This is a genomic window from Pseudomonas sp. 2848 (assembly GCF_003253945.1).
Taxonomy (GTDB): domain Bacteria; phylum Pseudomonadota; class Gammaproteobacteria; order Pseudomonadales; family Pseudomonadaceae; genus Aquipseudomonas.
The window spans coordinates 124,834-148,086 of record NZ_QKZD01000005.1 but is presented as its reverse complement, the minus strand read 5'-3'; the positions used below and the strand labels follow the sequence as shown (position 1 = coordinate 148,086).

Annotated in this window: 22 protein-coding genes; 10 read left to right on the top strand and 12 right to left on the bottom strand. The window is 64.5% G+C overall.

Annotation, left to right across the window (positions count from 1 at the left end):
* Positions 1–82: 82 nt before the first annotated feature.
* Positions 83–1,441: a glutamine synthetase family protein gene (locus tag DFS21_RS11860; RefSeq protein ID WP_028689491.1), complete on the bottom strand. Its 1,359-nt coding sequence runs from the start codon at positions 1,439–1,441 to the stop codon at positions 83–85.
* Positions 1,442–1,605: 164 nt separating this feature from the next.
* Here DFS21_RS11860 and DFS21_RS11855 point away from each other — a divergent pair, with 164 nt between their 5' ends.
* Together DFS21_RS11855 and DFS21_RS11850 are read left to right on the top strand one after the other, a co-directional pair.
* Positions 1,606–2,505: a helix-turn-helix domain-containing protein gene (locus tag DFS21_RS11855; protein WP_110699300.1), complete on the top strand. Its 900-nt coding sequence runs from the start codon at positions 1,606–1,608 to the stop codon at positions 2,503–2,505.
* Positions 2,506–2,853: 348 nt separating this feature from the next.
* On the top strand, positions 2,854–4,257 hold the full coding sequence (locus DFS21_RS11850; protein ID WP_110699298.1) for a PLP-dependent aminotransferase family protein: 1,404 nt from the start codon (positions 2,854–2,856) through the stop codon (positions 4,255–4,257).
* On the opposite strand, the gene panB is transcribed toward DFS21_RS11850, so the two are convergent.
* Positions 4,245–5,060 carry a 3-methyl-2-oxobutanoate hydroxymethyltransferase gene (gene panB / locus DFS21_RS11845; RefSeq protein ID WP_110699296.1) on the bottom strand — a complete coding sequence of 272 codons (816 nt, stop codon included), beginning with the start codon at positions 5,058–5,060 and terminating at the stop codon, positions 4,245–4,247. The genes DFS21_RS11850 and panB overlap by 13 nt on opposite strands.
* Positions 5,061–5,227: 167 nt before the next feature.
* Complete coding sequence (locus DFS21_RS11840) at positions 5,228–6,613, bottom strand: aldehyde dehydrogenase family protein (protein ID WP_110699293.1); 1,386 nt, start codon at positions 6,611–6,613, stop codon at positions 5,228–5,230.
* Positions 6,614–6,718: 105 nt separating this feature from the next.
* Here DFS21_RS11840 and DFS21_RS11835 point away from each other — a divergent pair, with 105 nt between their 5' ends.
* The 3 genes from DFS21_RS11835 (at position 6,719) to DFS21_RS11825 (ending at position 8,949) form a co-directional block, all read left to right on the top strand.
* Complete coding sequence (locus DFS21_RS11835) at positions 6,719–7,594, top strand: LysR family transcriptional regulator (RefSeq protein ID WP_111532461.1); 876 nt, start codon at positions 6,719–6,721, stop codon at positions 7,592–7,594.
* Positions 7,595–7,693: 99 nt separating this feature from the next.
* Complete coding sequence (locus DFS21_RS11830; protein ID WP_110699291.1) at positions 7,694–8,137, top strand: carboxypeptidase regulatory-like domain-containing protein; 444 nt, start codon at positions 7,694–7,696, stop codon at positions 8,135–8,137.
* Positions 8,138–8,427: 290 nt separating this feature from the next.
* Positions 8,428–8,949 carry an acyloxyacyl hydrolase gene (locus DFS21_RS11825; RefSeq protein ID WP_111532361.1) on the top strand — a complete coding sequence of 174 codons (522 nt, stop codon included), beginning with the start codon at positions 8,428–8,430 and terminating at the stop codon, positions 8,947–8,949.
* A gap of 73 nt (positions 8,950–9,022) precedes the next feature.
* Here the strand turns inward: DFS21_RS11825 and DFS21_RS11820 are convergent, their stop codons facing one another.
* Together DFS21_RS11820 and DFS21_RS11815 are read right to left on the bottom strand one after the other, a co-directional pair.
* Entirely contained in the window at positions 9,023–9,913 is an 891-nt protein-coding gene (locus DFS21_RS11820; protein ID WP_110699287.1) for a universal stress protein, read from the bottom strand.
* An 83-nt stretch (positions 9,914–9,996) separates the two neighbouring features.
* Positions 9,997–11,997 carry a U32 family peptidase gene (locus DFS21_RS11815; RefSeq protein WP_110699719.1) on the bottom strand — a complete coding sequence of 667 codons (2,001 nt, stop codon included), beginning with the start codon at positions 11,995–11,997 and terminating at the stop codon, positions 9,997–9,999.
* A 181-nt stretch (positions 11,998–12,178) separates the two neighbouring features.
* Between DFS21_RS11815 and DFS21_RS11810 the strand changes: the two genes are divergently transcribed.
* Positions 12,179–13,021 (top strand): RHS repeat-associated core domain-containing protein, encoded by an 843-nt coding sequence (locus tag DFS21_RS11810; protein ID WP_110699285.1) that lies wholly within the window; start codon positions 12,179–12,181, stop codon positions 13,019–13,021.
* 50 nt (positions 13,022–13,071) lie between these two features.
* Here the strand turns inward: DFS21_RS11810 and DFS21_RS11805 are convergent, their stop codons facing one another.
* Positions 13,072–13,452, bottom strand: a complete 381-nt coding sequence (locus DFS21_RS11805; protein ID WP_046855763.1) for a RidA family protein — start codon at positions 13,450–13,452, stop codon at positions 13,072–13,074.
* Positions 13,453–13,620: 168 nt separating this feature from the next.
* Here DFS21_RS11805 and DFS21_RS11800 point away from each other — a divergent pair, with 168 nt between their 5' ends.
* Positions 13,621–14,316, top strand: a complete 696-nt coding sequence (locus DFS21_RS11800; RefSeq protein WP_305888033.1) for a tRNA (adenine(22)-N(1))-methyltransferase TrmK — start codon at positions 13,621–13,623, stop codon at positions 14,314–14,316.
* Between the two features lie 6 nt (positions 14,317–14,322).
* Here DFS21_RS11800 and DFS21_RS11795 read toward each other — a convergent pair whose 3' ends face one another.
* Both DFS21_RS11795 and DFS21_RS11790 read right to left on the bottom strand, forming a co-directional pair.
* Positions 14,323–15,618, bottom strand: coding sequence for an MFS transporter (locus tag DFS21_RS11795; RefSeq protein WP_111532360.1), 1,296 nt, complete (start codon positions 15,616–15,618; stop codon positions 14,323–14,325).
* A 100-nt stretch (positions 15,619–15,718) separates the two neighbouring features.
* Positions 15,719–15,964: a DUF2790 domain-containing protein gene (locus DFS21_RS11790; RefSeq protein ID WP_046855760.1), complete on the bottom strand. Its 246-nt coding sequence runs from the start codon at positions 15,962–15,964 to the stop codon at positions 15,719–15,721.
* Positions 15,965–16,080: 116 nt separating this feature from the next.
* Between DFS21_RS11790 and DFS21_RS11785 the strand changes: the two genes are divergently transcribed.
* A complete protein-coding gene (locus DFS21_RS11785) occupies positions 16,081–17,013 on the top strand; it encodes a LysR family transcriptional regulator (RefSeq protein ID WP_046855759.1) in 933 nt (310 codons plus the stop codon).
* Positions 17,014–17,032: 19 nt separating this feature from the next.
* On the opposite strand, the gene DFS21_RS11780 is transcribed toward DFS21_RS11785, so the two are convergent.
* The 3 genes from DFS21_RS11780 to DFS21_RS11770 form a co-directional block, all read right to left on the bottom strand.
* Complete coding sequence (locus DFS21_RS11780) at positions 17,033–17,344, bottom strand: hypothetical protein (RefSeq protein ID WP_110699279.1); 312 nt, start codon at positions 17,342–17,344, stop codon at positions 17,033–17,035.
* 92 nt (positions 17,345–17,436) lie between these two features.
* Entirely contained in the window at positions 17,437–18,741 is a 1,305-nt protein-coding gene (locus tag DFS21_RS11775; protein ID WP_110699277.1) for an MFS transporter, read from the bottom strand.
* A 297-nt stretch (positions 18,742–19,038) separates the two neighbouring features.
* Positions 19,039–19,704, bottom strand: coding sequence for a bifunctional 2-polyprenyl-6-hydroxyphenol methylase/3-demethylubiquinol 3-O-methyltransferase UbiG (locus tag DFS21_RS11770; RefSeq protein ID WP_111532359.1), 666 nt, complete (start codon positions 19,702–19,704; stop codon positions 19,039–19,041).
* Between the two features lie 125 nt (positions 19,705–19,829).
* On the opposite strand from DFS21_RS11770, the gene DFS21_RS11765 reads away from it, so the two are divergent.
* Positions 19,830–20,591, top strand: a complete 762-nt coding sequence (locus DFS21_RS11765) for a methyltransferase domain-containing protein (RefSeq protein ID WP_111532358.1) — start codon at positions 19,830–19,832, stop codon at positions 20,589–20,591.
* 208 nt (positions 20,592–20,799) lie between these two features.
* Positions 20,800–22,371 (top strand): TerC family protein, encoded by a 1,572-nt coding sequence (locus DFS21_RS11760; RefSeq protein WP_111532357.1) that lies wholly within the window; start codon positions 20,800–20,802, stop codon positions 22,369–22,371.
* Here the strand turns inward: DFS21_RS11760 and rarD are convergent.
* A complete protein-coding gene (gene rarD / locus DFS21_RS11755) occupies positions 22,334–23,221 on the bottom strand; it encodes an EamA family transporter RarD (protein WP_110699269.1) in 888 nt (295 codons plus the stop codon). The genes DFS21_RS11760 and rarD overlap by 38 nt on opposite strands.
* Positions 23,222–23,253: the final 32 nt, after the last annotated feature.

Below are 23,253 nucleotides of genomic sequence, written 5' to 3'. Positions count from 1 at the left end.
CTGCTTTGCAGCCCATCGCCGGCAAGCCGGCTCCCACAGGCATCTTGGTTCTGCCGTGGGATCTGGCCTGCCAGAAAGCGGATCAGACGCTCAACAGCAGGAACTCGCGCTCCCACGAACTGATCACGCGCTTGAAGTTTTCATGCTCGGCACGCTTGACCGCGACGTAGCCCTGGACGAACTGCTGGCCGAGGTACTGCTGCACCTTTTCGCAGTCTTCCATGTGCTGCAGCGCGTCCTCGATGGTGATCGGCAGGCGCAGGTTGCGCCGCTCATAGGCGCGGCCCTGTACCGGGGCGCTGGGTTCGAGTTTCTCGACCATGCCGATGTAACCGCACAGCAGGCTCGCGGCGATGGCCAGGTAGGGGTTGGCGTCGGCGCCCGGCAGGCGGTTCTCCACGCGCATCGCTTCGGGGCTCGACGTTGGCACGCGCAGGCCGGCGGTACGGTTTTCCTCACCCCATTCGACGTTCACCGGCGCCGAGGTGTCAGGCAGGAAGCGGCGGAACGAGTTGACGTTCGGCGCGAACATCGGCAACAGCTTGGGGATGTACTTCTGCAGGCCGCCGATATGATGCAGGAACAGCTCGCTCATGCTGCCGTCGTCATTGGCGAAGATCGGCTTGCCAGTGGCGATGTCGACCACGCTCTGGTGCAGGTGCATGGCGCTGCCCGGTTCATCGGTGATCGGCTTGGCCATGAAGGTGGCGGTGACGTTGTGCTTGAGCGCCGCCTCGCGCATCGTGCGCTTGAATACGGTGATCTGGTCGGCCAGGTCCAGGGCGTCGCCGTGGCGGAAGTTGATCTCCATCTGCGCCGGGCCGTCTTCATGGATCAGCGTGTCGAGGTCCAGGCCCTGGATTTCGCACCAGTCGTAGACGTCCTCGAACAGCGGGTCGAATTCGTTGGCGGCATCGATGGAAAACGACTGACGGCCACTTTCGGCGCGGCCCGAGCGGCCCAGCGGCACCTGCAGCGGCAGGTCCGGGTCCTCGCAGCGCTGGGTGAGGTAGAACTCCATCTCCGGCGCGACGATCGGCTGCCAGCCCTTGTCGGCGTACAGCTTGAGCACCTTCTTGAGTACGTTGCGCGGCGACAGCTCGATGGGGTTGCCTTGTTTGTCGAAGGTGTCGTGGATGACGATCGCGGTCGGTTCGATGGCCCAGGGGATCTGGTACACCGCCGTGGGGTCGGGGCGGCAGACCATGTCGATGTCGGCGGCGTCGAGCAGGCTGTAGTAGATGTCGTCGTCGACATAGTCGCCGGTGACGGTCTGCAGCAGCACGCTCTCGGGCAGGCGCATGCCGCGCTCGTGGAGGAACTTGGCGGTCGGGGCGATCTTGCCGCGGGCGATGCCGGTCAGGTCGCTGATCACGCATTCGACTTCGGTGATCCGGTGTTCTTTCAGCCAGGTGGACAGCTGATCGAAGGGGGCGTTCATACAAACCTCTTGGTTGGGTAGTTGTGGTGGGACGCAAGGCGTTCAGTGCCGAGGGGCACTTCCCACAGGTGACGCTGAGGACTATCTTGGTCGCTGCCCACCAAGGCGATCTATCCACTTTCTTCGGCAACGAATGCACCAAAAGAGTGCAACTAGGACAGCGCGTGACAACGCCAACCGCCTTGCAGGTCCAGGATTACCGCACCACCGATGTGACCGAACAGACCCGCGTCACCCCTGGCTGGCAGCAGCAATACCGGCAGATGTCGCCCGGGCATTTCAACGGCCAGCTGCGCTGGCTGGGCCTCGATGGCGTGGAGGTCTACGAGGAGCGCCTGAACACCCGGGTCGAGCAGTTCTTTCGCGCGCCCAGCGGCGCCCTGGCGTTCTGCTTCGACCGCAGTGAAAACAGCCTCTATTTGCTCAATGAAGACAGCCGCAATATCTGGATCACCCCGGAGAACTATCAGGAAGTGGCGGTGGTGTTCGAGCAGCCGTTTTTGGCCAGCCACGGCCTCGACCTGGAACGCCTGCGCGGTCTGTTCATGGTGCCGCTGACCTGCCAGCAGAACGCTTTGTTCGGCAACTGGCTTAGCGCCACGCTCACGCAACTGGGGCAGGCCGATTGCCCGCTGGAGGGCGGGGCGCTGGGCGAGCAGTTGCTGGAGGACTGCCTGTTCATCCTCGACAACGCCGGCCAGCGCCTGCAGGGCGAGGCGCTGGGGCGGCGCGACGAGGAGCGGGCGATCATGCGCCGGGTCAGCGAGTGGGCCGCCGACTGCCCCGACGAAACCCTAAACCTGCTGCAACTGGCCAAGGTCGCCGGGGTTTCCGTGCGTCAATTGCAGCAAGCCTTCAAGGGTTTCACCAACCTGCCACCGGCGCATTGGTTGCGCCTGCGTCGCCTGAACGGCGCGCGGCGCGATCTGCTGGCGGGTGACGCGACCGTGGCCGAAGTGGCGATGCGCTGGTCGTTCTGGCACCTGGGACGGTTTTCCGAAAGTTACCGGCAGCTGTTTCGCGAACTGCCGAGCGAAACGCTCAAGCGGCGGCGGGCAAGCTAGGGTCTGTAGCAAATGTGTCTGCGCGAAGGCCAGACAAGGCGAAACGGGGTGAGGAAGCGGAATGTACTGGCGTACATGACCGAGCCCCGCTTCAACGCAGTATGGGCGAGTGCAGATACATTTGGTGCAGAGCCTAGGACAGTGCGGCAAAGCTTGCTAGGGTCTGTATGAAAAGTCTTGAGACGAAGGTCAGGCAAGGCGAAAACAGCCGAGGAACGGTCGGAGTCGCGCTCGACTTTACGGGTTGTAAATGAGCATTCCGAGGCTGTTTTCAACGCAGCATCACCGAGTATCAAGGCTTTTCATACAGAGCCTAGTGTGCCTGCCGCAGTTTTTCGGAGGACCGGTATGGACACCGCGCAGACGCCCCGTTTCACCTACCAGAAAGTCCACCGCTACCTGAGCGCCTGGCTCGACGCCCGCGCACCGGAGCTGGCGCATCGGTTGCCCTCGCTGCGCGATGTTGCCCGGCACTTGAACGTCTCGCTGTCGTCCAGCAAACAGGCATTCGCCCTGCTCGAAGCCCAGGGGCGGATCCAGGCACGCCCCAAGGTCGGTTACTTCAGCGTGGCCGGGGCAGCCTCGTCGCGGCTGCCGCCTGCGCTCAGCCTGATCGACCGTCTGTATGCCAGCGCCCGGCAACCGGGGATGCTGGCCCTGAGCAGCGACTCACCGACCATGCTGGCGTCCCTGGAGGGACCGTTGCTGAGTGTCGAGCGCGAGTTGCTGCGCCAGCTGCCCCGTGCCGACGCACCACCATTCGCACCTTTTGGCGAACCGGCGCTGCGCGAGGCCCTGGCCCGCTGCTACAGCCGCGGCGTGGATGATCACTGGCAGGCCGACCAAGTGTTCGTCGGCGCCGATTGGCGCAGCGTGTTCGAGCTTGCGCTGCGCACACTGTTGCCACGGGGCGCCTGGGTACTGGTCGAGTCGCCTTGCTCCTGGCTGGTCCTGCGGCTGCTGCAGGCGGCGGGGATGCAGATCGTCGAGGCACCACTTGGCGCGGACGGTCGTTTCGATCTGCAGGCCGTGGCGCGAGTATTCAGCGAAAAGCCGATCAGGGCGGCGGTACTGTCCTCGACCGTCAACATACCCCAGGGCGGCGCGATGCCGATCCAGGATAAGCAGCATCTGTGCGCCTTGCTGGCCGAGCACCAGGCGTGGCTGATCGAAAACGACAGTTATGGCGCGCTGTGCGAGGCTGCGGCGGGCCAGCGATACCGTGACCATGCCGACCCGGAACGTTTGCTGGTGCTGGCCGGTTTCGACAAGTGCATCGGCGCGGAGGCACCGTTCGGTTACCTGTTGTGCCGTGGCGCGGCGTCGAGCCTGGCCCAAGCCTTTCTTGCCCAGGGTTTTCGCCTGCCGAGCTATCGGCAACAGGCCGTTGCCCGATTGCTGAGTACCGGAAGCCTGGCCCGGCACCAGGGCCAGCTGATCCGGCACCTGGCACGCAGCCGTCAGCGCATGGCGCAGTTGCTTGAGCGTCACGCCGCTGACTGCCTGCGCCTGACGATGCCCGTGGCGGGCGCCACGTTCTGGCTGCAGGCGGTGCGCCCGGTAGACATGCAGGCCGTGTGCAAGCAGTTGCTGGATCAGGGCGTGGTGATCGTGCCGGGGGCGTTGTTCAGCCAGGCCGGGTTCTGGCGCGACCATCTGCGGCTGAGCTTTACCGTCGATTGGCAGCTGGACATCGAAGCTGCGCTGGTCAAGTTGGCCCGGGCGATCCGTCAGGCACCTCAGCTGCCGTAGCAATGCTCGCGTTCAGGGAATTCACCCTGACGCACTTCATTGGCATAGCGGGCGCAGGCTAAGCGGATGACTGTCGCCACGTCGGCGTACTGCTTGACGAACTTCGCCTTGCGCGGCCCGCTCAGCCCGAGCAGATCCTCGGTGACCAGGATCTGGCCATCGCAGGCCGGGGAGGCGCCGATACCGATGCAAGGCTGCCGACTTTCTTCGCTGATACGTCGGGCCAGTGGCTCGGCCACGCCCTCGAGCAGCAGGCTGAAGGCGCCGGCGGCCAGGTTGGCGCGCGCATCGGCATGGATGGTGGCGGCGCTTTCCTCGGTCAGCCCTTGTGCCTTGTAGCCGCCCAGGACATTGACGAACTGCGGCATCAAGCCGACGTGGGCCATCACCGGAATACCCCGCTCGACCAGAAACGCCACCGTGGCGGCCAGTATGCGGTTGCTTTCCAGCTTCACCGCGTCGCATCCGGTTTCGGCCAGCACCCTGGCGCAGCTGCGCAGTGCCTGTTCAGGGGACTCCTGGTAACTGCCGAAAGGCATGTCGGCGATCACGCAGGCGTGCTGGGTGCAGTCGACCACGGCACGGGTGTGGCTGATGGTTTCGTCCAGCCGCATGGCCAAGGTTGAGCGCCGTCCATAGGCGACCATGGCGGTCGAGTCGCCCACCAGGATGAAGTCCATCAACGGGTCGATCAGGCGAGCGATCGGCGTGCTGTAGGCGGTGAGGGCGACGATCTTCTGCCGGCCCTTCATGGCGGCCAGTTCAGGGACGGTCAGGCGACGGGTGTCGGGTTGCAGGCTCATGGGTACCTCCGGTTCGCTAGGGAGGTGCTCGATTATTCGTGTATGGGAAGGGGATTCAAGATACAGGATCGGGCCGATTTGCAGCCCAGTTGCGCATGGCCAGGCGGCAACGTCAGGTGCGGGGCGGCTGGAGCCGCTCCCGCAGCGGTGGTATCGGGGCGCGGGGATCAGTTGCGATCCAGCCACACCGTCTGGGCATTGGTGAACTCGCGCACGCCGAAGTGTGACAGCTCACGGCCAAAGCCACTTTTCTTCACGCCACCGAACGCCACGCGGGGGTCGGATGCGCAGTAGCCGTTGATGAACACGCCGCCGGTGTCCAGCGCAGCGGTCATGCGCTCGGCCAAGGCATAGTCGGCGGTGTAGATGGTTGCCGCCAAGCCGAATTCGCTGTCGTTGGCCAGCGCCACGGCGTGGTCGGCGTCGCGGGCGCTGATGATCGCCGCCACCGGCCCGAACAGCTCCTGTTTGAACGCGGTCATGTCCGGGGTGACGTTGGCGAATACCGTCGGCTCGTAGAAGTTGGCCGCGCCCTCGACCTTTTTGCCCCCCAGCAGCAGGGTGGCGCCTTCGGCGAGGGTCGCCTGGACCTGGCCGTCGAGTTCATCGCGCAGGTCGTAGCGCGCCATCGGGCCGATGTAGGTGGCGTCGTCCAGCGGATTGCCGACGGTCAGCGCACGGGTGGCCTCGACGAACTTGTGGGTGAACGCCTCGACAATGCTTTCTTCTACAATCAGGCGCTTGGCCGCGGCGCAGACCTGGCCGGTGTTCTGGTAGCGGCCGATCACGGCGGCCTTCACCGCGGCATCGAGGTCGGCATCGGCCAGTACGATGAACGGATCGGAGCCGCCCAGCTCCAGCACGCACTTCTTCAGCGCCGCACCGGCTTGCGCGCCGATGGCCATGCCGGCGCGCACGCTGCCGGTCAGGGTGATGGCGGCGATGCGCGGGTCGTTGATGGCGCGGGTGACGCCCTCTGGGGTGACATTGAGCACTTCGAACACGCCCTCAGGCAGGCCGGCGCGTTTGAACAGGTCGGCCAGCAGGTAGGCGCTACCCATCACGTTGGGCGCGTGCTTGAGCACGTAGGTGTTGCCCGCCAGCAGCGCCGGCACCGCGCCGCGCAGCACCTGCCAGACTGGGAAGTTCCACGGCATCACGGCGAGGATCGGGCCAAGCGGGCGGTATTCGATACGGGCCTTTTCGATCTGGGTCGGCTCCGGCGCGAGCATGGCCGGGCCGTGTTCGGCGTACCACTGGCACAGGCCGACACACTTGCTGACTTCACCGCGGGCCTGGCTGATCGGCTTGCCGATCTCGCGGGCGATCATCTGCGCGAAGGCCTCGGCGTTGGCCTGCAGGGCCTGCCCGAGCGCGACCAGGTACTCGCTGCGCTGGCCCAGCGACACTTTGCGCCACTGGCTGTAGCCGGCCTTGGCGCGTTGCAGCGCCGCGTCCAGTGCGGCGTCGGTGTCGAAGGCGTAATGGCCGATCCGTTCGCCGCTGTAGGGGTCGACGGAGATGGCGTGGGTCAGGCTGCTGATCTCGCTCATGGCAGGGCTCTCATTGTTCTGATGGGGTGAGCGCAGACTAGTGGTGGCGCGCTTTAATGAAAACTGAATAATAATGAGCGAAACATTCACGTTTGGAGAATGACTGTGGATCTGGTGCAACTCGAGATGTTCAAGGCCGTGGCCGAGCACGGCAGCATCAGCGCCGCCGCCCAGCAGATCCATCGGGTGCCGTCGAACCTGACCACCCGTATCAAGCAGCTTGAGGAGGACCTGGGCGTCGAGCTGTTCATCCGTGAGAAGAGCCGCCTGCGCCTGTCGCCGGCCGGCTGGAACTTCCTCGAGTACACCCGGCGCATCCTCGATCTGGTACACGAGGCGCGGCTGACCGTGGCGGGGGAGGACCCCCAGGGCACTTTTGCCCTGGGTTCGCTGGAAAGCACCGCCGCGGTGCGCATCCCGGCCTTGCTGGCGGCCTACAACCAGCGCTACCCGAAGGTCGACCTGGATCTGTCCACCGGGCCGTCGGGGACCATGCTCGAAGGGGTGTTGTCCGGGCGCCTGGTGGCGGCTTTCGTCGATGGACCGGTGCTGCACCCGACGCTGGAAGGCATGCCGGTGTTCGAGGAAGAGATGATGGTCATCGCACCGCTCAACCACCCGCCCGTGACCCGTGCCCGGGACGTCAACGGCTCGAGCATCTACGCTTTTCGCGCCAACTGCTCGTACCGCCACCATTTCGAAAGCTGGTTCGTCCATGACCAGGCGGTGCCGGGCAAGATCCACGAGATGGAGTCGTACCATGGCATGCTCGCCTGTGTCAGCGCAGGCGCAGGCCTGGCGATGATGCCGCGCAGCATGCTCGAAAACATGCCGGGGTGCAGCACGGTCAGCGCCTGGCCGATGGCCGAGGATTTTCGCTACTTGAAGACCTGGCTAGTGTGGCGACGGGGGACGGTGTCGCGCAGCTTGAGCATGTTCATCAAGTTGCTGGAGGAGCGTCGTGAGCTGCCCTTGTCTTGAGGGCAACGCCTCGCGGACTAACGGTGCGTCAACGGGCGAACCCGAGCCCCGGAAAACCCTCCAAATTGTGTAGACCATCCCACCTGGGAGGAATGCACCATGCGCACTCACCATTACGGCCTTTGCGCCGCGCTGTTGCTGGCATTGGCCATGCCTTGGAACCTTGCAGCGGCCACCGACCTGAATACCCCCATCGATCCGCAGGGCGTGCAATTGCAGCCCCAGGAACAGAACGGCATCCGTTACCTGCAGGGCGGTATCGGCCAGGCTGAAGCCGATGCCCTGCGCCGCACACCCGGCTACGACCTGCACATCACCCTCTCGACCGGTGCCGAAGGCAAGTTCCAGAGTGGTGCCACGGTGGATATCCAATCAGCCCAGGGCCAGTCGGTACTGACATTGCAGGACGTCGGTCCGTTGATCTTCGTGCAATTGCCCCCAGGGCACTACCGCGTGGTCGGCAATGCCGAGGGCCAGACGGTGCAGCAGCAGGTGACGGTGGACGGCAAGGCGCCGGCGCGGGTTGATCTCAACTGGCGGTAAGTTTCCTGTCGCGGGGCGAGCGACGCACAGGCAGCGCCGATTGCTGGGTGAACACGAGGAAGCGGAATACGACTGAACCAATGGCGAGCACCCAATGTCCTTTAGCCAATAGTGGCAAATCACTTTCCACTATCAGTACATTCTGGCAATAATCAAAGAAGTATTACCGCTTGTAACCTTACATAGTCTGGGGTTGCCAATGCAGGAAGAACGAGGGGCGTAGCCTCCATTGACGCAGGGACGCGCATTTCGCGGCCCTGCCCGTGAAGACCATCAGGAGAAAGTCATTGATGAAAACCCGTCTCGCCACAACGTTGGCCGCTGCAGTGCTGGCGTTCGCCGGCGTTAACCTGGCCCAGGCTGCGCAGGTGTCCGCTGCCGTGGGTGCTACTGGCCAGGGCGACATGACCTACCGCATCGGCCTGTCCTTCGACTGGGACAAGAAATGGCTTGAAAGCGACACCGGTCATCTGACCGGATACTGGGATGCGGCCTACACCTACTGGGAAGGCGGCGAGGCCAGTGGGGCCCACTCGATGTCGATCAGCCCGGTGTTCGTCTATGAATTCAGTGGCTTTACCTACACCCCCTTCATCGAGGCGGGTATCGGCCTGGCGGCGTTCTCCAAGACCGACGTGGGCGACCAGCGCCTGGGCTCGTCGGTGAACTTCGAGGACAGGATCGGTTTCGGCCTGAAACTGCCGGCGGAGCAGAAGGTCGGCATCCGCGCCATGCACTACTCCAATGCCGGGCTGAAGCAGCCTAACGACGGGATCGAGTCGTACTCGCTGTTCTACAGCAAGGCGTTCTGAGTCCACGCAAGCTACCGATCGAGGGGCAGGTCTGCTCCCGCATTGCGGGAGTGGCCTTGCCCCTCGATGGCATTCAGCGCACCGCCTTGATCGCCAGCACATTACACAGCGGATGCTCCAGCACATGCGCCGTGGTGCCGCCGAGAAACGCCTGCAACGCATCGTGTCGGTGATTGCCCATGACGATCACATCTACCCGGTGCGCGGCGATGTATTGGGTGATCGCCTTGACTGCCGGCCCTTCGAGGAAGTGGCGGCGTTCGAGGTCGATCTGGTAGTGATCGCCCAGACGGTTGAATGCCGTGCGCTGGGCCGTGCGCACGCTGGTATCGAAGCCGGGCATGGTCACGGTACCGGCGCCGAAGTCGGCGATATGGGTCCTGGCCGCATCGCACACATGCAACAGGTGCAGTTCGGCGTTGCACTGCAGGGCCAGGGCGTGGGCGCTGCGGATTACCGCGTCGTCCAGGTGCTCGCCGGCGCCATGGCTGTTGAGATCGACAGCGGCGGCGATCTGTCGGGGCAGGGGCAGGCGGATGTCGCTGACCAGGTGCACCGCCACCGGGCTGTCCTTGAGCAGTTGCCAGTCCAGCGGGGTGACCAGCAGGCGCTTGAGGATGGGTTCGTGCTGCACGTCCTTGACCATCAGGTCGCAGCCCAGCCGCTCGACCTGCTCCAGCACGCTGCCCAGCGGATCACGGGTCAGCAGCAGTTCGGTAGAGACATCCAGGCCGGCATTGCGCAGTTGCTCGGCTTCGTCGGCCAGCCATTGGCGGTTGTCGTCGAGCAGGCGCTCGCGTTCGCGGCTGTCGCTCATCAGGCCGAAGGTGTCGACATCGTCGACGAAGACATTGAGGTCCAGCAGGGCCCCGCTGGACTCGGCCAGAGCCGCTGCGCGCTGCAAGGCAGGCGTATGGCGCATCTGCGGGCCGAGCATGACCAACAATCGCTTGAACTGGCTCATCTCACACCTCCACGTGTGGCAGCCCCCTGTTCAGTCTAGACCCGCCGCCGGTGAAGTCTGTTGGAGCGACGACGGGTCATGCCTCAGTGCGGCGCGCGCGGGATGGTCTTGAGCAGGTCTTCGGGGCTGATGTGCCCGACCACCTGGGCCACCGCGCTGCCTGGTGTCGGCAGGTCGATGATATGGCTCTTCATCTTGCCGATCACATGCATCTCGCAAGGCTTGCAGTCGAACTTCAGGGTAAGCACTTCATCGCCCTGGATCAGCTGCATCGGCGCCACCTTGGTGCGCACGCCGGTCACGCCCTTGGCCTGCTTGGGGCACAGGTTGAAGGAGAAGCGCAGGCAGTGCTTGGTGATCATCACCGGCACCTCGCCGTGTTCTTCATGAGCCTCGTAGGCCGCGTCGATCAACTGCACGCCGTGGCGGTGGTAGAAGTCGCGGGCCTTCTGGTTGTAGACGTTGGCCAGGAACGACAGGTGCGACTCGGGGTACACCGGCGGTGGCGTGGTCTCGGCCTTGCGCCCGCCACGCGGGTGGGCCTTGACCCGTGCTGCGGTCAGCGCCTCGATGGCCTCACGGCGCAGGGCCTTGAGCTGCGAGTTGGGAATGAAGAACGCCTGGGGCGCATCGAGCTCGATGGCATCGGCGTGGTACATCGTGGTGCCCAACTGGCCGAGCAGGTCGTGCAGCTGGTCGAGCGCCTGTTCCGGCTTGTTGGCGGCGCCGAACGGGCCGTCCAGGGCGACCTGCACGCTGACGCCTTCCTCGCTGCTGAGGGTCAGCATCAGGCGCTGCTCACGCAGTACGGCATGCCATTCGACACCCACCCGGCGCTCGGACGACGTGCGTTGCAGCGCCTGTTGCCAGTTGTGGTCGAGGTTGCGCGAAAGCGGATGGTTGGGGCGTAGCTTGTACAGGCCCTCGGGCATCTCGTTGGGCTCGACGCGGTAGCGGTAGCGCTTCTGGCCGTCCTCCTCGGATTCACTTTTCAGCTCGGCGATGTTGGCGCGGAAGCCCACCACCTCGCGTTTGACCAGTACATTGAGGCCGTCGCCGTTGGTCAGCGGCACCTCGGTGGTCACCAGCAGGTCGCGCTTGCCGACTTTCTCGACTACGCCCACCGGCAGGCCAGTGAAGGTTGGGGAGTCGAAGGCACCGATGTCGATCTTGCGGTCGCTGACGAAGTAGTCGGTGCTGCCGCGGTGGAAGGTCTTGTCCGGATCCGGCACGAAGAAGTGCTCGGTGCGGCCACTGGAGGCGCGAGCCAGTTCGGGGCGGTCCTCGAGGATGGCGTCGAGCTCTTTGCGGTAGTGGGCGGTGATGTTCTTCACATAGCCCATGTCCTTGTAACGGCCCTCGATCTTGAACGAGCGCACGCCGGCATCGACCAGGTCGCGCAGGTTGGCGGTCTGGTTGTTGTCCTTCATCGACAGCAGGTGCTTTTCGAAGGCTACCACGCGGCCCTGGTCGTCCTTGAGGGTGTATGGCAGGCGGCAGGCCTGGGAGCAGTCGCCGCGATTCGCACTGCGCCCGGTCTGGGCGTGGGAGATGTTGCATTGGCCGGAGAAAGCCACGCACAGCGCGCCATGGATGAAGAACTCGATGGCCGCGTCGGTCTCTGCTGCGATGCTGCGGATCTGTTGCAGGTTGAGCTCGCGGGCCAGCACCAGCTGGGAGAAGCCGGCCTGGTCGAGGAACTTGGCCCGCTCCAGGGTGCGGATATCTGTCTGGGTGCTGGCATGCAGCTCAATCGGCGGGATATCCAGCTCCATCACCCCCAGGTCCTGCACGATCAGCGCGTCGACACCGGCGTCGTACAGCTGGTGGATCAGCTTGCGTGCTGGCTCCAGTTCGTTGTCGTGGAGGATGGTATTGATGGTGGTGAACACGCGGGCATGGTAGCGCCGGGCGAACTCGACCAGCTCGGCGATTTCGCTGACCTCGTTGCAGGCGTTGTGGCGTGCGCCGAAGCTCGGGCCGCCGATGTAGATGGCGTCGGCGCCGTGCAGGATCGCCTCGCGGGCGATGCTCACGTCACGGGCAGGGCTGAGCAGTTCCAGGTGGTGCTTTGGAAGGGACATGTCGTTATAGGTTCGGGCTGTCACGGTAAGGCGGGCATTGTAGCGGTGAATCGGGGCGGGGGCATCCATAACCGATGAACTTGCCCAAACGGTGATAGAAGGCCTGGTATTTTTGTCAGTTATGTATGCGGCGCGGTGGTGTTAGCGTCGGGTCCAATATCTTTCTGCAAGAGGTTGTGAGATGACTTCCAGCCGTTTGGCCGTGATCGACCAGCAGCGATCAGTGCTGGGGAGCTCCAGCCTGCCCAGGGCTTATGCGCCGTATGGGGCCGTTTCCGATAAGCGCGGGGCTCTGTTGGCCTATTGCGGCCAGCCCCGCGATTCGTTGACGGGCCATTATCACCTGGGCAACGGGTATCGGACCTTCAATCCATTGCTGATGCGGTTCAACTCGCCTGATCGGTTGAGTCCGTTTGGGGCGGGGGGGATCAATGCTTTTGCGTACTGTCAGGGTGATCCGATCAACTTCCATGATTCCCGGGGTACTGAGAGGACTTTTGTCAGATCACTCCTGGCCACGGCGGCCTCTGCAGTAGGCACGGCTGGTGCGAACGAGGCACCCCATCATTTCAAACAGTTATGGGACATGTCCGTCTACTCGGGAAATCGGAAAATACTGATAGACAACCAGCTTGAAGGGCTGGCGGGTCAACCTGTGACATTCATGCAGAGGGCTACCCATGTTGTTGGAGCGCTGACTAGTACAACTTCAGCTGTTGTTGGATGGGGGGCAGGCCTATATCTAGGCGCCACGGAGGAGGGCGGTGGTCATTGGGCTACGGAGTTGGGCCTGCTTGGCGCGGTCGTCGGTGCCGCTTCGATTTCCAAGATTTCTGACATGCTCTCATCTAGCCAAGAGGTCAATTTTGGCGCCAAGGCAAAGGCGTTGCAGGTTGATATCAACGATATGTACCAAGAGAAAAGGGTGCGAGCTCAGACGTCACCTATGGGCCAGGTGGCAATTGGTGTTGGTGAGACGCTTAATGCGGCATTGCGCGATGGACCACAAGAAAGCAGCGTTTGATGAAGGACCGTCATCATAGGGCCGCGCCATAGGCGGCCCATGAGCAGATCTCAGCCCTTGGCCGCCATCGCCGTCACTTCCACACGCATCCCCTCGAACGCCAGCGAAGCCACGCCCACCGCCGCACGCACCGGCCACGGCTTTTTGAAGAACCGCTGGTACACCTCGTTGAACGCCGCCCGATCGGCCATGTCGGTCAGGTAGATGGTCAGGTGCAACACCCGGTCCATCGAGCTGCCGGCACGCTCCAGGGCAACTTTCAAAGCCTGCAGGGTGCACTCGCACTGGGTGGTGATATCGCCCAGCTCGAGGCTGCCGTCGGCCTGCACGGGAATCTGGGTGCTGACCAGGATGCCGTTGTATTCGGCAACGTCTGAGGAGATCGAGTCGGCGTCCGGGTCGGGGGTGTAGATGATGTCGCTGTGTGCCATGGGTTTTCGCCTTGCAACGGAAGGAAACCGCCAAGCCTACGCGAGCGTGCAGGGCAGGTCGAGGCAGGGCGGTCGGTCGAGGGCATTTGAAATACCTGGCCGGGACCGGCAGAATCGCGCCCCACCCGGCCACAGGCGTCGGGCCCTGGTCGTGAAAAGAGGCTTGCGTTGAACGAACACACATTGTCCATGCGCCTGGAGCGCGTGGCAGCCCATGTGCCGGCGGGTGCGCGACTGGCCGATATCGGCTCGGACCATGGCTACCTGCCGGTGGCGCTGGCGCGTCGGGGCGCGATTGTCGCGGCCGTGGCCGGTGAAGTGGCGCTGACGCCGTACCAGGCCGCGCAGCGCACCGTGCGCGACAACGGCCTGGAAGACCGCATCACCGTGCGCCATGCCAGTGGCCTGGCAGCCATCGAGCCACATGATGGCATCACCGCAGTCAGTATCTGCGGCATGGGTGGCGAGACCATTCGCGACATCCTCGAGGCCGGCAAGCAGCACCTGGGCGGACATGAGCGGTTGGTCCTGCAACCCAACGGCGGTGAACAGGCGCTGCGCCAGTGGCTGATGGACAATGGTTATCGGATCGTCTGCGAGGAAGTGCTGCGGGAAAACCGTTTCGACTATGAAGTCATCGTCGCCGAACGTGCCGAGTCGGTCAGCTACAGCGCCGAGCAGCTGTACTTCGGCCCGCTGCTGATGCAGGCACGCAGCCCGGCGTTCCTGTTCAAGTGGCAACGCATGCTGCGCCAGAAACACCAGACCCTGGCCAACTTCGCCCGGGCGCGCCAGCCGGTGCCCGAGGACAAGGTGCGCGACATTACCCGTCAGGCGCAGTGGATTACCCAGTTACTGGCGTGAAGCACCTCACTTTGGGTTGACCACGCCGGCTGGCACTTTCATCACCAGCGCGGCACCTAGCACGATGGCCACGGCCAGTACCTGCAAGGCCAGGCCAGGGCTGGCGGTGCTGTCGCGCATCCAGCCGATCAGGTAGGGCGCGGCGAACGAGGCGATACTGCCGAACGAGCTGATCATGGCGATACCGGCGGCCTGGGCGCCGCCCGCCAGGAAGGCCGGCGGCAGTTGCCAGAACATCGGCAGCGCCGCGCTGGCGCCCATACCCGCGACCACCAGCCCACTCATCACCAGCAAGGCGTTGTCCGGCGCCCATCCGGCCAGGGCGATGCCGGCGGCGGCCATCAGCAACGGCCCGCACAGGTGCCAGCGGCGTTCGCGGTGACGGTCGGACGAGCGTCCGCAGCCGAGCATGAACAGACAACCGGCCAGATAAGGGATGGCGCTGAGCAGGCCGACCTGGCCATCGCTGCCGATGCCGGCGCCGTGGATCAGGCTGGGCATCCAGAAGGCCAGGGTGTTGACTGCCAGCATCACCGCGAAATAGATCGCCACCAGCAACCAGACATGGGCGTCGCCCAGCAGCCCGCGCATCGAGTCGATCGGCTTGTGCCGTTCCTCGCGGGCCATTTCCTCGTGCATTGCATGCTTCTGATCGGCGGTGAGCCAAGCCACCTGCTCGAAGTTGTCCGGCAGGGCCTTGAGCACCATCAGCCCGAGCAGCACCACCGGCAGCCCCTCGATCAGGAACATCCACTGCCAGCCCCTCATGCCGCCCTGATCGTGAAACGCCTGCAGGATGCCGCCGGACAATGGCCCGCCGACCACTCCGGCCAAGGGCACGGCGATGGCGAACAACGCCGTGATCTGGGCGCGGCGCCGGGCTGGATACCAGCGATTGAGCACCACGAGGATGCCGGGGAAGAAACCGGCCTCGGCCACTCCCAGGAGAAAGCGCAAGGCATAGAAGCCGGCTGCCTCCTGCACCCACATCATGGCGGTGGACAACAGCCCCCAGGTCACCATCAGGGTGGCGATCCAGCGTCGCGGGCCGACCCGCTCCAGGGCCAGGTTGCTGGGCACGCCAAACAGCGCGTAGGCGATGAAGAACAGGCCGGCGCCCAGGCCGTAGACGGTATCGGAAAAGCCCAGGTCGGCGCTCATCTGCATCTTGGCGAAGCCGATGTTGATGCGGTCCAGGTGGGCGAACAGGTAGCACACCAGCAGCAGCGGCATCAGCCGCCAGGTGATGCGGGCGGACGTAGCATGTGCCGGCGCGGCGGCGGGGGTATCGAGCGTATTCATGGTCCGGGACGTTCTTGTTGTTGTCCCGGCAGATCATGCGGCGCCGCGTCAGGCGGGCAAATGCACTTTCAGCAAGATGGCTGGTATTTTTGCCATGGGGTTACAGCTGCGAGCAGTTGCCCATCTGGCGGTAGTCGACTTCGCGGGTCTGGCCCTGGTGGTCGACGTAGACCATGTGCGCGGTACCGACCTGGCAATCGGCGTCGTTGCTGGCCGGAGTAATCGAAATGACCTTGGCGATGTCCAGCGGCATGCCGTATTCGTAGGTGCTGGGGCTGTTGTCGGCAAAGGCGCCGAACGAGGCGAGGGTGGCGCTGAGGGCGAGCAGGGCAATCGAACGTTTCATGACAGGTACCTCATATTTTTGCGGATAGCTAATGATCCATTCATTTGTGTTTCACAATAAATGGGCTATCCCGTGATAGATTCCTGCCTTTCATGTATGAATGAGGGTGCCCGCCCATGGACATGCTGCATGCGATGCGAACCTTCGCCCGGGTAGTGGAGTGTGGCAGTTTCGCCGGGGCGGCCCAGGCCTTGGATATTTCCGCCGCGCAGGTGTCGCGGATCGTCGCCGAGCTCGAGAACCAGTTGCAGACCCGCCTGCTGCACCGCACCACCCGGCGCCTGCGCATGAGCGAGGCGGGCGAGCGCTTTCTCGAGCGCACCCGGCAGATCATGCTGCTTACCGAAGAGGCCGTGGACGAGGCCCGTGGGGCCCACCTCACGCCCCGTGGCCGCCTGCGCTTTCACTGCACCCATGGCCTGGGGCTGTTGATGATGCCGCTGGTGGCGCGCTACAACGCGACCTGCCCGGAAGTGGTAATGGAGCTGACCCTGTCGCAGCGCAACCCCGACCCGCTGGCCGAGGGGCACGACGTGGTGATCACCATCGGCCAGGGGCTGCCGGACTCGCAGCTGATCGCCATCCCGCTGGGCAGCATCCACAGCATCCTGTGCGCCTCCCCGGATTACCTTGCCCGCCACGGCGTACCCGAGCGCCCCGAGGACTTGCACGGGCACGTCTGCCTGCGCACCGTCGACCCGCTGTTCGAGGAGGACTGGTCGTTCGAAGGCCACCCCGACAATTGCGTGATCGTGCCTCAGGACACCTTCCTCACCAACGTCGCAGACGCCATGCTCAAGGCCACCGAACTGGGCATGGGGGTGGGCTTGCTGCCGTACTACTCGGCGAGCCAGGCCATGCAGGAAGGGCGCCTGTGCCGGTTGCTGGCGCCGCATCGGCTGCGCCAGCGCGAGATCTATGCGATCTATCCGTCACGGCATTACTTGGACGCCAAGGTGCGTACCTGGCTGGACTTTCTCAAGGAGCAGCTGCCGTTGTTGTTCGCCGAGCACCAGCGAGTGGTGGACGAGCCCCGGTACTGGCGCTGAAATCCGCGCGTTTCGCGGGTCACCGGCTGTCCTGATCCTCGGCGCTGCCACCAGAGGCCCCGGCGCCGCTGCCGGTGGCTTCCCCCGTGTTATTGGAGCCACCGGCAGCGCCGTCGGCAGCATCGGAATTAGTCCCGGTGTCACTGCTGTCATTGTCGTTGCTACTGCCCGGGGTATTTACGCTGCTGCCTTCACCGGCGGTCTTGCCTTGCTCGGAAGTGTGCTCTTTGTGCGTGCCGCTCCCGTTCATGTCGGTGGCCGCGAGGGCGAGGGGGGCGGTGCTGCCCAGCATCAGGGCCAGCAGCAAGGCGAGGGTACGTGGATTGACCATGATGAATCTCCTGTCGGATGACTGTCATGGTTGGGCTGCCACGATGGCTCCAAGGTGCCCGTCAAGCGACGGGCGGTCCTTGGCATCAGGCGTCAGTGGGCGTCAGGACGAGGCGCCTGTTGGCCGGGCATGGCATCCATCGCCTCCAGCGTCGGATGCTCCTGCGCCGCGTGCATCAGGTCCTCGGTCACCCGCAGTTCCGCGCCGGTTGGCGAGAAGGTCGCTGTGGGCGCGAACGGCGCCGGGTGCTCCGGTGCCGGGCGCTTGCCGCGACGCCATAAGAAGAAGCCGACCATGGCCAGGTTGATCACGGCGAAGGCCCAGAACAGGCCGACTTCGCCGTAGGCGGTCATCATCGGCGAAATGGCCAGCGGGGCCATGGCCGAGCCCAGCGAGTTGATCAGCAGCAGCCCCTGGATCATCGGCACCAACGCGTCGGCCGGGGCGCGGTCGGCGGCGCTGCTGACGGCCACCGGGTACAGCGCGAACACACCGCCACCGAGCAGGAACAGCAAGGCCGGCAGCAGCACGGTGTCGGCTGGCAGCAGCACGAACAGCAGCGACAGCACGGTGCACAGGGCGGCCAGGGCGATCAGCACGTCCTGGCGGTCCTTGCGGTCGGACCAGCGCCCGACTGGGTATTGCAACAGCATGGCGCCGAGGATCACCCAGGCCATCATGTCGCCGATCTCGCCAACGTCCAGGCCGATGCGTTGCAGGTACAGCGGTAGCAAGGCGTAGATCCCGGCGATGGCGACCCCCGAGCCGAAACAGCCGACCAGCCCGGTCGGCGCCACGCCCAGCAGCTGCCGGGGCTTGAGCGGCTCGACCTGATCCAGCAGCGGCGATACCCGTGGCAGGATCACGATCGGCAGCACCGACAGTGTGGCGAGCATGCCGGCGACCATGAACGGCGCGGTCTCGCCCCACCCGGTAACCTCGCCCAGGGCGGCCTGGGCGATCACCCCGGCGCCATAGAAGGCGATCATGTACAGCGCCAGCAGGCGCCCTCGGATCTTCGCGTCACCGGCCAGCAGCAGCCAGCTCTCGATCACCAGGAACACGCCGACCGCCGCCCAGCCGTTGATCAGCCGCAGCACGAACCACCAGGTGGTGTCGTAGAACAAGCCCTGGAGCAGGATGGTTGCGCCGATCAAGGCAGCGAAGCTGCTGTAGGCGCGGATGTGACCGATGCGCAGGATCAGCCGGTCGTTGAAGATCGCGCCCAGGGTCAGGCCGATGAAGTAGGCCGAGGACACCACGCCGATCATGGTCGCCGACTCGCCGGCGGCGCCAAGGCGCAGGGTGGTCAGGGAAGACAGCACGCCATTGCCCAGGGCAATGATGAACAGGCCGAGCAGGGGTGCCAGCGCCATCGCCAGCAAACGCACAGACATAGTTACCTCAAGGTTGGAAAGAGCTCAGATGCGCCTTTTCGGCTGCACGTGCCGAACAGCGACGTACAGTGCGGCCTGGGCGGGATGCGAGCTTGGCAAGAGTCAACCGCGGGGCCTGTTGGGTGAAGGCCGGGCGGGGCGGTTGAGCCTGTGGCACATGCGCGATGTGTGAGGCACGGACGCGGTCTTTGCGGGGGCTTGCCACCGGTTGGGGCGACGGGCGAAAAGGAGGCGGGATTTTAAGGCCTGTACAGGATTTGCCAAGAGGGAAAAGGCTGCGACGAGAGGCCGCAGGGGTCAGGCTGCCTTGCGCGCGATCAGCAGCAGCGATTGCGGCACCTGGCTCTGCGGATGTTGCGGCTCCTGCAGTTCGACCAGGTTGAAGCCCGCCAGCTCCAGTGCCTTCAGCCAGCTGCCGAGGGTGCGGAAGTACCATGGCATCGGGCGCCAGTCGCCGGCGAAGCCGACGAATGACTCCTCGCGCCAGCCATCCTGGTAGTAGCCGGCGGCTGCCGTCCAGGGGTGCAGGGTCTGGATCAGCAGCGTGCCGGCGGGCCGCAGCAGATCTCGCATGGCCGTAAGCAGGGGAATGATGTCTTGCTGCAGCAGGGCGAAGTTGGCGCAGATCAGGTCATGATCGTGGCCGATGTCCGGCACGCCTGCGATCACCTGTTCATAGCTGGCCAGGTGGACCTGCGCCGACCCTGCTTCCCGTGCGGCGGCGACCAGGGTCGCATCGCCATCTACCCCGACCGCATCGATGCCCCTTGCGGCCAGGGCACGGAGCAGCCAACCCTCACCGCAGCCCAGATCCAGCACCCGATCAGGCTGGCGACCGAGCACGGCCAGGAGTACCGCCTGGTCGGTGACCTGGCGGCGGGACTCGATGGCGCCGGAGCGTACGGCCTCGATCCAGGCCTGGGCGTTGTGGTGCCAACTGTCCAGCAGTGGGTCGGTGACCATGGTAGTGCTCGGGGCCTAGGGTGGCGGGTGGCTCTAGTATGGTGTTTTGCAAATACTAGTCTAGGCCAGTCTTGTGCGCGTGCCCCTTTGCTCTGCACACTGGCGCCTCTGGGAAGGAGCATGGCATGGCACTTGCTAAAGCGGATTTCACCACGCGCTTGCTGGTTGATGCGGGTATCGGCCCCGGCATGCGCGTGCTCGATGTCGGTTGCGGCAGTGGCGACGTGAGCTGGCTGCTGGCCGGCCTGGTAGGCGACGACGGCGCGGTGGTGGGTATCGACCGGGCGGCTGCTGCCCTGGAGATCGCGCGCCAGCGTGGAAGCCGCAAAGGGGCGGCGGTACCTGAGTTCGTGGCTGCCGAACTATGTGCGCTGCCCGCAACACTGGGGTTGTTTGACGCCATTGTCGGGCGACGGGTGTTGATGTACCAGGCGGACCCGGTGAAGGTGTTGCGCGCGTTGGTCCGACCCCTGCTACCTGGCGGGCTGATGATCTTCCAGGAGCACGATGGCAGCCTGGCCCCGGCCAGCCAGGCGTCATTCCCGTTGCACCACAAGGCCCAGCAATGGTTGAGGCGCATGCTTGCCCATGAGGGAGCGGACCTGCAGATCGGCTTCAACCTGCACCGTGTGTTCAGCGAGGCGGGGCTGATGGTCGAGGACCTGCGTGCCGAATGCCTGGTGCAGACGCCCGACAACGCGTATCCGCTGGGCGAGATCATCCGCGCTTGCCTGCCGCGGATCATCGCCCATGGCGTGGCCACGGCGCGCCAGGTGGGCATCGACACGCTGCAGGCGCGGTTGGATACCGAGCGTCGACAGTCGCAGGCTATCTACATCGGCGATGTGGCCTTCGGTATTTGCGCGCGCAAGCGTTCAATCATGTAGTGACCTTGCGTGAGGCGTCAGTGGCTGTTGAGTGGTACAGCTTTTGTAATAGTTTTGCGCTATCAGAAAATTCTGCTTCGATTGTAGGATCCTCGTCCCTAATTGTTATCAAGGTCCCTATGAGCACCTTCGCGGAGCCCCCCAGTCCCTGGCCGTCCCGGCCTTCCCTCCCTCGTCCTCGTGACGCATCCCCTGTGAGTACCCGCTAATGGAATGGCTAGCCGACCCCACGGCCTGGCTGGGCCTGTTGACGCTTATCGTCCTCGAGCTGGTGCTGGGTATCGACAACCTGGTGTTCATCGCCATCCTTGCCGACAAGCTGCCGCCGCACCAGCGCGACCGCGCACGGGTGATCGGCCTGTCGTTGGCGCTGATCATGCGTCTTGGCCTGCTGGCCAGCATCTCGTGGATGGTGACCCTAACCGCGCCGCTGATCGAGGTGTTCGGCAAGACCTTCTCCGGCCGTGACCTGATCATGCTGTTCGGTGGTGTGTTCCTGTTGTTCAAGGCCACCATGGAACTGCACGAACGCCTCGAGGGCCATGTTGCCCAAAGCGGCGCCGTGACCCGCCATGCCGCGTTCTGGCCGATCGTGGCGCAGATCGTCGTGCTGGATGCGGTGTTCTCACTGGATGCGGTGATCACGGCCGTGGGCATGGTCGAACATTTGTCGGTGATGATGATCGCGGTGATCTTCTCCATCGGCATCATGATCGTCGCCAGTAAACCGCTGACCCGTTTCGTCAACGCCCACCCAACAGTGATCATGCTGTGCCTGGGCTTCCTGATGATGATCGGCTTCAGCCTTACTGCCGAAGGCCTGGGCTTCCATATCCCCAAAGGCTACCTGTACGCGGCCATTGGCTTCTCGTTGCTGATCGAGCTGTTCAACCAGTTGGCCCGTGCCCGCCGCAAGCGCAGCGTGCAGCAGCACCGGCCGCTGCGTGAGCGTACCGCACATGCCGTGCTGCGCCTGATGGGCGGGCGCCGGGTGGCGGCTGACGAGGTGGGCGAGGAAATCGCCGACCTGGTCGAGGGGGGCGAAGAACAGGTGGTGTTCGACCGCCGTGAGCGGGTGATGATCAGTGGTGTGCTGAACCTGGCCGAGCGGCCGATCCGCACGGTGATGACGGCACGGGCCAAGGTCGATGCCATCGACCTGTCGCAGCCGGCCGAAACCATCACCCAGGCGCTGGTCAACTCGCCGTACTCGCGCCTGCCGCTGATCCGTGACGGTCGCATCGAGGAACCGCTGGGCTTCGTGCACAAGAAGGAGCTGCTCAAGGAACTGCTGTCCGGCAGCCAGCCCGACCTGGAAGCCCTGGCCCGTGCGCCGCTGAACCTGCTGGAGAGCTTCAGCATCCTTAACGCCTTGGAGCAGATGCGCGGGCAGTCGACGCACATCGCCTTCGTGGTCAACGAGTTCGGTGACTTTACCGGTGTGTTGACCATGACCGATATTCTCGAGTCGATTGCCGGCGAACTGCCGGACGCAAGCGAGGTGGAGGGGCCAGGTGTGATCGAGGAGGCGGACGGTTTTGTGGTCAGCGGTGCCTTGAACCTGGCCCAGGTCCAGGCGCGCACCGGCTTTGCCGCCCGTGCCACCGAGGACTACCAGACCCTGGCGGGCTTGGTGATGAGCTTGCTGGACCGCTTGCCGGTGGTGGGTGATCACCTGGCCTGGAATGGCTGGACCATGACCGTGGTGGCGGTGGAGGAGCGCCGGGTCCGCCAGGTACGCCTTACACCGAACGCCGACGCTGGCGCAGCAGGTGCTTGAAGCCCTCGAGCACCAGTACCAGCACTGCGGCCCAGATCGGCAGGTAGGTCAGCCACTGGTCGGGGCCGATGGTCTCGCCCAGTAGCAGGGCCACGCCTACCAGCAACACCGGCTCGACGTAGCTGAGCAGGCCGAACAGGCTGAACGGCAGCAGGCGGCTGGCCAGCACGTAGGCGATCAGGGCGCAGGCGCTGATCGCCCCGAGCAGTGGGATCAGGCCGTACAGGCCTGGATGCTCGGCCAGATCGGTTGCCGACAGCGGGCCCTGGATGACGAAGTACAAGGCCCAGGGTAGTAACAAGCACATGTCGCACCACAGGCCGCCCAGGTGGTCGGTGCGGCAACGCCGCCGCAGGACGAAGTAGATCGGGTAGCCAATCATCACCAGCAGGGTTTCCCAGGCAAAACTGCCGTGCTGGTACAGCTCGTGGCCAACCCCCAGCGCGGCAAAGCTCACCGCGACCTTCTGCAGGCGCGACAGGCGCTCGCCATAGACCACGCGCCCGGTCAGCACCATGGCCAGCGGCAACAGGAAGTAGCCCATCGATACCTCCAGGCTGCGCCCGTGCAGCGGCGCCCAGAGGAACAGCCACAACTGCACGCCCATCAACCACGAGGTGCCGACCATGCCGAGCAACAGCAGCGGCGTGCGACGCACCCGCCCGAGCAGCTCGCCGACTCGCTTCCAGTCCCTGGATGCCAGCATGAACAGCGTCAGGCAGGGCAGGGTCAGCAGGGTCCGCCAGCCGAAGATCTCCTCGCCGTCCAGGGGCTTGAGGAAGGAGGTATAGAAATACATCACGGCGAACAGACAGGACGCCATGACCGACGAAATAATGCCTTTTGACACGAATGCCTCGGAAAACGGGAAGTGAGCGGGTG

Bases quoted from the DNA above. Each gene is read 5' to 3' on its own strand.
- DFS21_RS11860 (WP_028689491.1), bottom strand. From the start codon at position 1,441: ATGAACGCCCCCTTCGATCAGCTGTCCACCTGGCTGAAAGAACACCGG.
- DFS21_RS11850 (WP_110699298.1), top strand. From the start codon at position 2,854: ATGGACACCGCGCAGACGCCCCGTTTCACCTACCAGAAAGTCCACCGC.
- panB (WP_110699296.1), bottom strand. From the start codon at position 5,060: ATGAGCCTGCAACCCGACACCCGTCGCCTGACCGTCCCTGAACTGGCC.
- DFS21_RS11840 (WP_110699293.1), bottom strand. From the start codon at position 6,613: ATGAGCGAGATCAGCAGCCTGACCCACGCCATCTCCGTCGACCCCTAC.
- DFS21_RS11830 (WP_110699291.1), top strand. From the start codon at position 7,694: ATGCGCACTCACCATTACGGCCTTTGCGCCGCGCTGTTGCTGGCATTG.
- DFS21_RS11825 (WP_111532361.1), top strand. From the start codon at position 8,428: ATGAAAACCCGTCTCGCCACAACGTTGGCCGCTGCAGTGCTGGCGTTC.
- DFS21_RS11820 (WP_110699287.1), bottom strand. From the start codon at position 9,913: ATGAGCCAGTTCAAGCGATTGTTGGTCATGCTCGGCCCGCAGATGCGC.
- DFS21_RS11815 (WP_110699719.1), bottom strand. From the start codon at position 11,997: ATGTCCCTTCCAAAGCACCACCTGGAACTGCTCAGCCCTGCCCGTGAC.
- DFS21_RS11810 (WP_110699285.1), top strand. From the start codon at position 12,179: ATGACTTCCAGCCGTTTGGCCGTGATCGACCAGCAGCGATCAGTGCTG.
- DFS21_RS11805 (WP_046855763.1), bottom strand. From the start codon at position 13,452: ATGGCACACAGCGACATCATCTACACCCCCGACCCGGACGCCGACTCG.
- DFS21_RS11795 (WP_111532360.1), bottom strand. From the start codon at position 15,618: ATGAATACGCTCGATACCCCCGCCGCCGCGCCGGCACATGCTACGTCC.
- DFS21_RS11790 (WP_046855760.1), bottom strand. From the start codon at position 15,964: ATGAAACGTTCGATTGCCCTGCTCGCCCTCAGCGCCACCCTCGCCTCG.
- DFS21_RS11785 (WP_046855759.1), top strand. From the start codon at position 16,081: ATGGACATGCTGCATGCGATGCGAACCTTCGCCCGGGTAGTGGAGTGT.
- DFS21_RS11780 (WP_110699279.1), bottom strand. From the start codon at position 17,344: ATGGTCAATCCACGTACCCTCGCCTTGCTGCTGGCCCTGATGCTGGGC.
- DFS21_RS11775 (WP_110699277.1), bottom strand. From the start codon at position 18,741: ATGTCTGTGCGTTTGCTGGCGATGGCGCTGGCACCCCTGCTCGGCCTG.
- DFS21_RS11770 (WP_111532359.1), bottom strand. From the start codon at position 19,704: ATGGTCACCGACCCACTGCTGGACAGTTGGCACCACAACGCCCAGGCC.
- DFS21_RS11765 (WP_111532358.1), top strand. From the start codon at position 19,830: ATGGCACTTGCTAAAGCGGATTTCACCACGCGCTTGCTGGTTGATGCG.
- DFS21_RS11760 (WP_111532357.1), top strand. From the start codon at position 20,800: ATGGAATGGCTAGCCGACCCCACGGCCTGGCTGGGCCTGTTGACGCTT.